The organism is Mesorhizobium sp. Arg314 (assembly GCF_053714275.1).
On record NZ_JBSKBP010000088.1, the window covers coordinates 1 to 9,919 of the forward strand.

Consider the following 9,919-nt stretch of genomic DNA (forward strand, 5'->3'; position numbering starts at 1 on the left):
GTATGCGCTTGCCGGCGCGAGCGCCATGCCGATCGCCGCAGCGGCTATAAACTGCAGGGCGAATTTGCCCGCCTTTTTATAATTCATCCTCGTCTCACTCCTTTTCAGTTGCCAAAATCCATGACGTGACCATCTTGCCAGGCGGCGCCATCGACCGCGCCGGTCGCGGCTGCGTGACTATCGTCAACGTGGTTGGGAATGGCGCCCTTGATCAGCTTGCCGAGCTTCCAGCGATTGAGCACTTTCACCACGTATTTCGTGGTTTCGTCGTTCACCGGAATGCCGTTGGCTTTGTAAACGGTCTGCTCGCCTGCATTGTAGGCCGCCAACATCAACAGCGGATCATGGAACTCGTCATAAAGCGCTTTCAGATAGCGGACGCCCCCGCGGATATTGGCTTTCGCGTCGCATCTGTCGGCCACACCAAGACGCGACGCCGTGGCCGGCATCAGCTGCATGATGCCGAGAGCGCCCGTCCGAGACGGTCCTTGATTGCCGCCCATATCGCTTTCTGCCCAGGCAACCGCCTCGGTTAGATCGGGATCGAAGCCTTCTTCCTCGGCGATCTGCCGCACCAAGGCCGCGGCCCGCCCGCGGTCCGTCGGCGCACACGAGCCGCCATCCACCGAACCGCGGCTGGCATTCGAAACGGTCGAAATCGCTGCGCCGGCCGGCGCTTGAAACGCCGCAATGCGCTTCGAGGTCGTGGCATCCGCATGTGCGCCGAATGACGCCATGACGCCACACAGCAACACCGCAAGGGCGATCCGGTTTTTCATTGCATTGCCGATTTTGACATTTTACTATGGGTACATGGTGCCAAAGTAAAGTGTCAATACGACAAGCGTGGTCGAGGCCAATTTTCCGATGAAGCAGTTTCCCTTCCTCGCGGTTTTGTTGCTGCAAAGCACCGTTGTGTGCGCCGCCGATCTGGGCACGAACGAGTCGCATCCGTTCGAGCAGCCCTCGACCGCGTATCTGCAGAAGTTCGCCAAACCTGGCGGAAAGATCTTCGTCTACGAGCGATACGATGCCGGCGGGGGCCTTTATCAGCGCGAGGTGACGCCGCTGACAGAGCCGGTGCAAATCAAGTCCGCGACGGAACGCGTCATCAACGGCGTCACCTACAGGCTGCGTGGCCTCGTGGCCTGCCCGAAGCCCAAAATCACCTACAAGGCTGAGGAGTGGGATTGCACGAAGGCCGCGCAAGACTACGACGAGGCTGTCTATAACGCCCGCGCATCCGTCGTCTTGTGCAAGACGCTGGTCCTGAAAAGCCAATCCGGCGTTCCGGACGCGGTTTCGTGCTTTGCGCTCGTCGGGGCCGGGAATGCCAACGACCCCTATTTGGTCTCCTATGACGACGATTCCATGGTCTTCTTTGACATGGCTGCGATCGGCCGCAACAAGGACGGCAGGTCCCTGCGACCGGATCTCGAACATGCCTCCGATCTCGGCAAGCAGTTTCAGACCGATGAAGCGAACTAGCCTCGCCGCGCTCATCGCACTCACGTGCGCTCACGCCGCAAGCGCCGAAGGCGTCGCTCCCCCGAACGCGACAGGCACTCCCTTCCTCGTGTCGAAAAGCGTCGAACTGTTGACCGGAGATACGTGGCGCGACCATGGCAAGCTCTACCGGCTTTATGGCGTCCAATCATGCTTGCGGGGCACGATCGCCCTGGATGCGAATGGCAAAGAGCTCGATTGCGGCAACGTCTCGCTCGCCCACCTGGCGGCTTTGTATTCGACAGCGGCCGTGACTTGCCAGCCTATTGCCTTGGCGCTGGACAAAGCGACGTTTGTCGTCTGTGGAGCGAAACTCGACGGCAACACGATCGACGTGGGGACCGCCCTCATCGCGGCTGGCTACGCGTTCGCCGCCACCGACGCGAAAGGAAACGCCGTCAGCGCCAACTATCTGGTGGCTGAGCTCAACGCGAAGATGAAAGCTGATGGTCTTTGGGCGATGAAGTTTCAACATCCCATTGAACTTCTGCTGAAACGGCCGAGGGAGCCCAAGCAATGAACCACGAAGAGGAATCGAGCCGCTACTACTACCCTGTCGAGGGCCGCACGGACGGGGCTATACCCGGCGCGGTCGCATTCATCGCGATCATCGTGGTGCCGGCCTTGGCCTATGCCGCCTGGAATGCGCTCTCATCTTGGTTTTCTGCCGTCTTTTCTTAGGTCGGCAAGTCGACGAAAGATCGCAGCAGTTCATGCAGGTCGTCCACGTCCACGTCGCACCAACCGTTGTTCATGAGCCGCTCGAAATATATGGCTTTGATTTTCAGCTCGCAAACATCGGCAACCGGCGCCATCGCTGCCTGCCGTCGCACAATCGCCTCGTTCGCCATCACGGCGTCAAGCCGTGGCCCGATCAGCGCCGCCTCGGTCTCTTCGGCGTGCATCAAACGGTTCCCGAGACTCTCGACCTCTGCCATGGCATGGCGGTGCGCCGCGATCAGATCCACGACTCCATCAGCCTCTCGTGCCCCGCCATTGCTGCTGCACACCAATTGAATCGGCATCGACCTGCTCCGAGTCCACGGCTCCTCCCGCATTGCCAAAGACTGATACCCACCCCCACCGAGGAAAAAAGGGATGATCGCATCCCTATTTTTCCCTTGCGAAAGATGAAAGCCTAGCCGCCAAGTAAACAGTAAGGACCTCCTCTCAGTAAGGACTTCCTCGAGGTGTTTCGCGCGCTCGTCATCGAAGACCAGAATTTGATGCGGCTGGCTCTTATGGACCAGATTCGGGCGAGTCTCGGAAATTGCGTCGTGCTTGGCGCTGAAACGCTGGAAATCGCTGCCCGTGAGCTTCAGAGCGCGGATTTCGACCTGGTGGTCATTGATCCGGGACTTCCCGGCTTCGACCCGACGCTGGACGCTGATCGCGTGGCGGTCGTCGGCACAATCATAGAAGCCTCACCAAGCGCGATCCATATCGTTGTAACCGGGTCTGACAACCATTCCGAGGCGGAAAGTTTTCGTCGAATCGGTGCGGCCGGCTATCTCGGCAAGACCGGGCTGGAGCCCGGCGTGTTCAGTGACGTGCTGGACGACATTTCAATCAACGGATTTGCAGTTCGGCTTTCGCGCGTTGCGATGACTGTACCTGACGTTCGGTATTCCATCCTGACGCCCAGAGAACAGGAAATTATCGACATGATGACCCGCCGCGAGCCAGGCATGACGCGTACGCAGTTTTACGAGGTAATGGCAGGTCGCCTCGGCATCGATCCCACCTCCGCTGAGAAATACTACAAACAGGCGCGTGCGAAACTGATGAAGAACGGACACAGGCTACCGCGGGGTCTGTAACGAGATGTCATTGATGACCGTCCATGGGATCAAGGTACCGTTGCGCCCCGATGACGTCTCGCCTGTTATCTGGCAGGCTCTTGACAATGAGACCTACGAGGCCAAGGAAGCCAAGTGGATATCCAAGGCGGTGAAGCCCGGTGATCGTGTTCTGGAACTCGGCTCCGGCATTGGCATCATCACATCGCTTATCGCCCAGATCCCGGACGTTCAGGTGTGGGCCTTCGAAGCAAATCCGTCCTCGGCGGCCCTTGCTAAACGCGTCGTCGACGCCAACGATCTGGACAACGTGGTGCTATTGAAAGGCATTCTTGCAGCCGGCCCGCCCCGCCCATTCACTTTTTATGTCCGCAAAGACCTCTGGATGTCCTCGATGGATAAAGATCAGGGGCCTTACGAGCGGGAAATCACGATTGTCTCGACCAACATCGACGAATTCATTGTCGAGCACGGCGTCAACGTCCTTGTAATGGACATAGAAGGTGCCGAAAAGGAACTCCTGCAGCACGCCAAACTCCCAGGCATCGAGCGCGTCTTTCTGGAACTGCATGATCATTTGTATGGATTGGACGGAATCCGCGATATTACCCAGGCACTGGCGTTAAAAGGCTATGCCTATGATCCTCGCGGCTCCCGTGGACACTGCGTGCTTTTCGCCAAAGACGACGGCCCACGCGAATATGAAGAGGTTGAACCAGATGCGGCGTAATACACTTGCTCTCTGTCTTGCCTTCACAGCCGCCATGGCTATCGCCGGCCCGACGGCCGGCAAGGGCACCTTCGCAGATCCTGACACACTCACGCTCGAAGATGTATCGGGCAAGGCCGTCCAAACGCTTACCGTCGAGCAGTTGAAGACCGAATTTCCGCAACAGACCTATGATACGCGCACGCCCTGGACGAAAGAAGACGAGAAGATCGTCTATCGGGGGCCGCTGCTTAAGGACATATGGGCCAAAACCGGGCTTACCCACACCCCTAAAGTCAAGGTGGTCGCCTACGACGACTTCGTTTCCGAACTGCGCATGGACGAGATTCAGTCATATGCGCCGATCCTGGCGGTCGAGCGTCAATGTACAAAGGATGATCGAAGCCAAGGACGCTGCAAAGGCGATCAGCAGTTCCGCCCCATCAGCATGATCGAGAAAGGTCCGATCTTCGTGGTCTGGCCCTTCGATCGCCTGCCCACCTCCTATGTCCCGGCCCGGAATGCCATCTGGGTCTTCTTCCCGGTGGTGCTGCGCGCTGAACAATGAAATTCGGCACCAGCCGCTTTTTCACCGCCTTGCCCTACCTTGGGCTGGCACTCGCCCTCGTCCTCAGCACATGGGCGTTCATCCGGTCAGACCGCTACAGGCAGGAGACGGACGAAATCCTCAACCAGACCTACGAGATCCAATGGCGTGCGACCCAGGTGCGCGAGCGGCTTGTAAGGGTCCATGGCTATGTCCGTCTCGCCGACGAAGCCGGCAATCTGGATCCTGACATCAACCGGCAAATGGCTCTCGTGAGTGTCAACATCGCGCAGCTTTTAGCGCTGCCGTATCTGCAACGTTTTTTCCCGCAAAAAGACATCGAACTCCTGGAAAACGTACGCCGGACGATCGAGCAAAACGTCGCGCCGATAATCGAAGCTGGCTCGAATTATGCGCAGGCTCTCGACCACATGACCGACCTTGAACAGGACATGTACGAGATCTCGAGCGCCACCGTTGATCATAGCACAACGCTCCGGGAAACTGCTCAAATTGATATAGCGGCATCCCGCAACTGGTTCATGTTCGCGATTGCCCTGGGGTTGGTCGCGATCTTTTATCTCATCATCCATCAGCGCCACGCTTTCGTCAGCCGTCGCGATCAACACATGCGCTCATTTGCGTCGCTGTTCGCCCATATGACGCGCTCCCGCGTGACGGCTTTGCGGCTGTTTCTGGAGAATAGCGGTTTTGAGCACCCACCGCGGGAAGAGATGTTAAAGGCAGCGCGCGGCGCGGCGCATGAGCTCGAATCCATCAATGACGGCTTGCTCAAGATCGCCTTTTCGCAACGAGATCCGCATGTCCTGCCGCTCGCCAAACTTCTGCTGGATCTCAAGGATCGGGACGGGATCGTACAGCTTTCGGTCAATTCCGAGGCGGGAACACAAGCGGTGCCGGCAACCCAGTTTCAACTGGTCCTGGGCGAGCTCGTGCAGAACGCTCTCACTGCCGTCGAAAACACCGACAGGCCGAGGGTTCTCGTAAAAGCGTCCGTCGTGCACCGGCCTATTTTTCGCCGCGACGCTCTGTTCCTTGAGGTCGCAGACAACGGCGTCGGGATGACGCCAGAAATCCTGCGCAAGGCAAAAACGCCCTTCTTTTCGACCCGGGCCGGAAATCACGTCGGCCTCGGCCTCACCGGCTGTTCTCAGATGGTCTCCACACTTAATGGGAGGCTTTTCATCGACAGCAAACCCGGGGCGGGCACTGTCGTAAGGGTCCACATCCCAATCCGTACCTGCCGATTGGCTTTGTAGTCATCGGCGACGGCATCTCGGTGCAATTGGGGTCCTATGGAACCGATCGCCTCGGCCGTCCGGGCGTGACGGGAATGGCCCCATTGCTCGGAGACCTGGTGCTAATCCAGATAGAAGTCATAGGCGCCGCTGCTACCCGCGTTCATATGTGCGACAGCGCGGGCTTGCGGAGCTTCCGCTTCACTGCCCCGCCTTTCAACGCGAGGCAATCAAAGCTCTTGTCGATCTAATCGGAGAGAGATTGCCTGAGGGTGATGGCCATAAATCCCTAATGTGAGAGATGAGGGCGGCGACTCGCGCTTTACCGGCGGGGCGCATGACTGTAACAGCCAAATGACGTTCACGCCCCAATGCGGCGTACCGTTATAGGCTACCCAGAAAAGGATCGCCTAAAGAGGGGCCGCGCCGGGTATGCCGCCCTAAAACTGTTCTTTTCGCGCGATCGAACTTAGCATAAGAAGTATAGCCCAACCGAAGACGTAGGCAAATAAACCATTCGGGCCAACGATGTCGAGCGTGAGGGAGCCGGCTAGAGCGCCTACCAATGCGCCAGCTGACCAGACGATCATGACGTTTCCAGCGACCGCGAGAATTTCACTCCGCTTGACGACGCTTGTCGCTTGCCCAAGCGCGAGACTGTAAAGTACTGAGTTGCAGCCCCCGAGGATCGCGACCAATGTTGCAACAGCAAGAAATGCGAGGGCCTCGGTTTCAAAGAAAAGCGTCACCGAAGCGGCTGCAATGACGAGAGCGAGTAGGCGGGTAAACGTCCTGTTCCTGAGCCGCTCGGAGACGAACCCACCGACCGGCTGGAGCGCAACCCCTCCGATTTGAAACGCGACCGCGAAGAAGGTCGCTTCTGCCGACGAGTAGTTGGCCGCTAAGCCCCAGATGGGGAGGAGCGAAAGCACCGAACCGCCTGTCGTCCCTGCGATAAATGCCCCAATCATACCGGTCGAGGACCGTCTTATGACAGTCACCGAAGGAACAGCACCATGATCCGGCAAGGGCGGCTCAGACCGGGCGGCAAAAGCCAGAGGCATCGCTCCTAAGGCATAGACGGCAATAGCGACAGAAAAGTTATGATCCTGACCCAGCAGCAGGCCGGCGCCGATCAACTGTCCGGAAATAAAGCCGATTTTTCGCAGGGTTGCGTAGGCCGCTATCGTCGAGGCTTGGCGGGAACGCCCGAGATTGTCGGCGGCCAGACTTTCCAAGATGATGTAGAGCCCCGCTGTAGAGCAGCCTCCAACTCCTCTGATAATCGACCACGATAAAGCTGATGGCTCAATCAGGGAAAAGCCTGACGTGATCGTGATAAGAAGGAGCAAACACAAAATCGCGGATCGGACGTGCCCCAGCTGCGCGACAAGTCGCGGCAGAAGAATGCACCCGAGGAAAAAGCCCGCTGAATAAGCCCCGAGCACGAAACCTATTTCCGGCACCGAATTCACAGTCTTCCACAGAGCCAGAGGAATCGTAACCATGACGAGACCGTCGCTGACGCTGACGAGTATGGTGGAAGACAGCAGGACTGTGAGAAAAAACGTTCGTTCGGACGGACTGTCCCTTGCAAGCTTGTTCGCCGCTTGGGAAGCATCGTGGCGCCTCATTATCCGAAATCCACGACCGCAATGATGGTACGGATGCCGCCTCGGTTTAGCAGGTGCTGCTTCTTTTCCGATATGTGGATCCGACGCGACCTAACATGTCCTCTCATCCCCTCAATCAATCCCCATGTTGTCCGCGGCATGAATGTCGGTCGGCAGCTCCTGTGGCTGCGCTCCAAGGGAATTTTCAAAAGTTGTGCCAACTGCGCACAAAAGCGTCGGAAGAAATCTTTCTAGTTAGTTTTCAGCGACTTAGATGGATGCGCGTCGAGGGAGCGGTGCTAACGATTCTTGTCGCTCACGTGACAAACCCGGCAGTAGTGTCGATTTCCAGGCGTTCTCAAACGAATTCGGGAAGGAATTCGTCCGTCCGGCAAGCGGAATTTCTTCGCGCCATTCAACCAGCCCGCGCTGTCCGATGTCCGACGATGTCATGGCTTCTGCCAAATTGCTGCTATCAGCCCGGTCGCAGAAGACTGCTGGCGCAACCGGGCTGTTCCTCGCGCCGGCGACGTTCTGACTCAACCGCCTTGGTTTTCGCTTGTGATCGGGAGAAGTCCGACGCGCGCTGACGCTGCCAGGTACAACGGATCCCCCGGTGCTCGACAATAAGAGCAGTATTGATCGGTGCGCCGATAAAGCTCACCAGCGCCGGATAGGCCTCGCCTATAGAGGACGTCGCGATTTTGGGCCAGATCATTGACGTGTTCTGGCCCACGAACTGGATCAGCCGTTTGCGCTGTTGGCCTGAGCAGCGATCGCCTCTTTCCGCCGGCGAAACTCTGCGACGACATCTTCATAGAATGCGACTACGGGGGGGTCGAAGTCCTTGGTCGGCCGCGGCTCGGCGAGGAAATTGCCGTGCTTGTCGGTACCGCGTACAAGCGTGGCACTATCCTTGAAACCTGCGGTTTGCTTAACATGCGCGGCAACGTAGCGTATCGCGATACCGAGCCGGCGCATGTCGGAGTGGTTGGGTTCCGAACCGTGAATTAGCATTGTATGGTGCAGTGAGATTTCGCCGGGCTGAAGCGCGAGATCAACCGCGTCTTCCTCATTCACATCCACTTCGACGTCTTGGCCGCGGCTGAGCAGGTTATCCTTGTTGACAGTATCACGATGCGGGAGTTGGCCGACTTTATGCGAGCCAGGTATTACCCGCATGCAGCCATTTTCACGTCGGCTCGGCGTCAGTGCAACCCAAGCTGTGACGACTGTTGGCTCGGACAGACCCCAGTAGGTTGCATCTTGATGCCATGAGACAAAACCCGGAGCGCGCGGCTTTTTATCAAAGTGACCGGTTGCCCAGGCAAGAATGTCCGGGCCCAGGACATCTTCGACTGCGTCTAGGACCTTCGGATGTCGGATCAGTTCGTTGAACCACGTCATCATCAGATGCGGCTTGATTTTCGAACGAGACCAGAGATCCGGTTCGCTGGCTTCGAGGGCGTCCATTCGGGTGCGGAAGTCCTCCGCCTCCTCCGTGGTCAATGCGCGGATTGGGCAAACATAGCCGTCGCGCCGGTATTGTTCGACTTGTTCCTCACTTAGCAGTTTAGGCATCGTTGGTTCTCCTTGAGTTAAAAAAGCTGCGTCCAGCCTGTCGGGTTGAGCAGACTGTCCGGTGGTTGGCTCGCAGTCAGTCAAGAGACCGCTGTTCTCCGTTGGGGGCGGTTCCGGTCCTTCCCGGTGACGAGCGAGTAATGGATTTCTTGCAACTTCGTGTTCAGGGGGCCGGGCTGACCATTTCCAACAGACAGTCGATCGCCTGACGTGATCGGTGCAATCTCAGCAGGGGTGCCGTGCTGGCGGACCTCATCGGCAGCAACGACACTTCGATCAACGTCGCAATGAACTGTCAGGATAGCTTGGATCAAGTAGGACATAACTACTCGCTGCGGATCCGGGCCTACAAGAAGGCGACGCCTCATGAATTCGGCGTCGGCTGCACGACCTGCCGGGAATCCCGGAGAATGATGGACACTTATCCAGTCCACCGGCTCCCTGGCCTTGAATAGGTTCCGCATCGCCGTGCGATCATGGTCAAACACGTCTTGGACATGCGGCGGGTGGTTGCCTGTCATTGGGACCGCTGGCAGCGGAGCGCCCTCCATTTTCTGCGGTGCTATTGGAGCTGACACCATAGCAGTGTTCATGATGACCTATGTAAGTACTGGCGGATGTGAAGCACCAGAGGCGGTAGTAACAAGGCACCAAATACCACTATTTGCTGGCCCTGAATTTTGTTCAGAAGCTTCCGAGTTTCGGACGACACCTGGGTCGCTGCATAGGCCTCACCGGCGACCACGCCTCGGGATTGGTTTGAGACAGTTGGCAAACGAATTGCTTTCATTGAGCGCTTGAGAATTGGCCGGGAGGTACCCAGCATCTATTTTTTCGATGGTTATGGCCGCCATTTTGCGGTACCTCGCTTGTCGGTGAGCTGGCAAAAGCTCGCGCCGCCTCGA

The 9,919-nt window shown here is 57.8% G+C and carries 12 protein-coding genes; 7 read left to right on the forward strand and 5 right to left on the reverse strand.

Annotated features, from left to right (window positions below; all coding sequences use genetic code 11):
• Positions 1-104: 104 nt before the first annotated feature.
• A complete protein-coding gene (locus tag ACWGS9_RS33125; RefSeq protein WP_454509184.1) occupies positions 105-779 on the reverse strand; it encodes a lytic transglycosylase domain-containing protein in 675 nt (224 codons plus the stop codon).
• A gap of 67 nt (positions 780-846) precedes the next feature.
• On the opposite strand from ACWGS9_RS33125, the gene ACWGS9_RS33130 reads away from it, so the two are divergent.
• The 3 genes from ACWGS9_RS33130 to ACWGS9_RS33140 are packed head-to-tail and all read left to right on the forward strand — an operon-like array spanning position 847 to position 2,187.
• Positions 847-1,488, forward strand: a complete 642-nt coding sequence (locus tag ACWGS9_RS33130; protein WP_454509185.1) for a hypothetical protein — start codon at positions 847-849, stop codon at positions 1,486-1,488.
• Positions 1,475-2,026, forward strand: coding sequence for a thermonuclease family protein (locus tag ACWGS9_RS33135; protein ID WP_454509186.1), 552 nt, complete (start codon positions 1,475-1,477; stop codon positions 2,024-2,026). The genes ACWGS9_RS33130 and ACWGS9_RS33135 overlap by 14 nt, the downstream gene beginning before the upstream one ends.
• Positions 2,023-2,187, forward strand: coding sequence for a hypothetical protein (locus ACWGS9_RS33140; RefSeq protein WP_454509187.1), 165 nt, complete (start codon positions 2,023-2,025; stop codon positions 2,185-2,187). Before ACWGS9_RS33135 ends, ACWGS9_RS33140 begins: the two co-directional genes overlap by 4 nt.
• On the opposite strand, the gene ACWGS9_RS33145 is transcribed toward ACWGS9_RS33140, so the two are convergent.
• Positions 2,184-2,531 (reverse strand): hypothetical protein, encoded by a 348-nt coding sequence (locus ACWGS9_RS33145; protein WP_454509188.1) that lies wholly within the window; start codon positions 2,529-2,531, stop codon positions 2,184-2,186. The two genes, ACWGS9_RS33140 and ACWGS9_RS33145, sit on opposite strands and share 4 nt — an antisense overlap.
• A 165-nt stretch (positions 2,532-2,696) precedes the next feature.
• Here ACWGS9_RS33145 and ACWGS9_RS33150 point away from each other — a divergent pair, with 165 nt between their 5' ends.
• Genes ACWGS9_RS33150 through ACWGS9_RS33165 form a run of 4 tightly spaced genes read left to right on the forward strand, consistent with a single transcriptional unit; the run spans position 2,697 to position 5,841 of the window.
• Positions 2,697-3,326, forward strand: a complete 630-nt coding sequence (locus ACWGS9_RS33150) for a response regulator (protein ID WP_454509189.1) — start codon at positions 2,697-2,699, stop codon at positions 3,324-3,326.
• 4 nt (positions 3,327-3,330) lie between these two features.
• Positions 3,331-4,035 (forward strand): FkbM family methyltransferase, encoded by a 705-nt coding sequence (locus ACWGS9_RS33155; RefSeq protein WP_454509190.1) that lies wholly within the window; start codon positions 3,331-3,333, stop codon positions 4,033-4,035.
• A complete protein-coding gene (locus tag ACWGS9_RS33160; RefSeq protein ID WP_454509191.1) occupies positions 4,025-4,582 on the forward strand; it encodes a putative pterin-binding protein in 558 nt (185 codons plus the stop codon). The genes ACWGS9_RS33155 and ACWGS9_RS33160 overlap by 11 nt, the downstream gene beginning before the upstream one ends.
• Entirely contained in the window at positions 4,579-5,841 is a 1,263-nt protein-coding gene (locus tag ACWGS9_RS33165) for an ATP-binding protein (RefSeq protein ID WP_454509192.1), read from the forward strand. Before ACWGS9_RS33160 ends, ACWGS9_RS33165 begins: the two co-directional genes overlap by 4 nt.
• A 419-nt stretch (positions 5,842-6,260) precedes the next feature.
• Here ACWGS9_RS33165 and ACWGS9_RS33170 read toward each other — a convergent pair whose 3' ends face one another.
• The 3 genes from ACWGS9_RS33170 to ACWGS9_RS33180 all read right to left on the reverse strand — a co-directional run bounded on the left by ACWGS9_RS33170 (position 6,261) and on the right by ACWGS9_RS33180 (position 9,014).
• Complete coding sequence (locus ACWGS9_RS33170; protein ID WP_454509193.1) at positions 6,261-7,454, reverse strand: MFS transporter; 1,194 nt, start codon at positions 7,452-7,454, stop codon at positions 6,261-6,263.
• Positions 7,455-7,908: 454 nt separating this feature from the next.
• Positions 7,909-8,151, reverse strand: a complete 243-nt coding sequence (locus ACWGS9_RS33175) for a hypothetical protein (protein WP_454509194.1) — start codon at positions 8,149-8,151, stop codon at positions 7,909-7,911.
• A 26-nt stretch (positions 8,152-8,177) separates the two neighbouring features.
• On the reverse strand, positions 8,178-9,014 hold the full coding sequence (locus ACWGS9_RS33180) for a phytanoyl-CoA dioxygenase family protein (protein ID WP_454509195.1): 837 nt from the start codon (positions 9,012-9,014) through the stop codon (positions 8,178-8,180).
• Positions 9,015-9,919 lie beyond the last annotated feature (905 nt).

What these genes read in the sequence shown, in the direction of transcription:
- ACWGS9_RS33125 (WP_454509184.1), bottom strand. Translation starts at nt 779, where the DNA reads ATGAAAAACCGGATCGCCCTTGCGGTGTTGCTGTGTGGCGTCATGGCG.
- ACWGS9_RS33135 (WP_454509186.1), top strand. Translation starts at nt 1,475, where the DNA reads ATGAAGCGAACTAGCCTCGCCGCGCTCATCGCACTCACGTGCGCTCAC.
- ACWGS9_RS33140 (WP_454509187.1), top strand. Translation starts at nt 2,023, where the DNA reads ATGAACCACGAAGAGGAATCGAGCCGCTACTACTACCCTGTCGAGGGC.
- ACWGS9_RS33145 (WP_454509188.1), bottom strand. Translation starts at nt 2,531, where the DNA reads ATGCCGATTCAATTGGTGTGCAGCAGCAATGGCGGGGCACGAGAGGCT.
- ACWGS9_RS33155 (WP_454509190.1), top strand. Translation starts at nt 3,331, where the DNA reads ATGTCATTGATGACCGTCCATGGGATCAAGGTACCGTTGCGCCCCGAT.
- ACWGS9_RS33160 (WP_454509191.1), top strand. Translation starts at nt 4,025, where the DNA reads ATGCGGCGTAATACACTTGCTCTCTGTCTTGCCTTCACAGCCGCCATG.
- ACWGS9_RS33165 (WP_454509192.1), top strand. Translation starts at nt 4,579, where the DNA reads ATGAAATTCGGCACCAGCCGCTTTTTCACCGCCTTGCCCTACCTTGGG.
- ACWGS9_RS33170 (WP_454509193.1), bottom strand. Translation starts at nt 7,454, where the DNA reads ATGAGGCGCCACGATGCTTCCCAAGCGGCGAACAAGCTTGCAAGGGAC.
- ACWGS9_RS33175 (WP_454509194.1), bottom strand. Translation starts at nt 8,151, where the DNA reads ATGATCTGGCCCAAAATCGCGACGTCCTCTATAGGCGAGGCCTATCCG.
- ACWGS9_RS33180 (WP_454509195.1), bottom strand. Translation starts at nt 9,014, where the DNA reads ATGCCTAAACTGCTAAGTGAGGAACAAGTCGAACAATACCGGCGCGAC.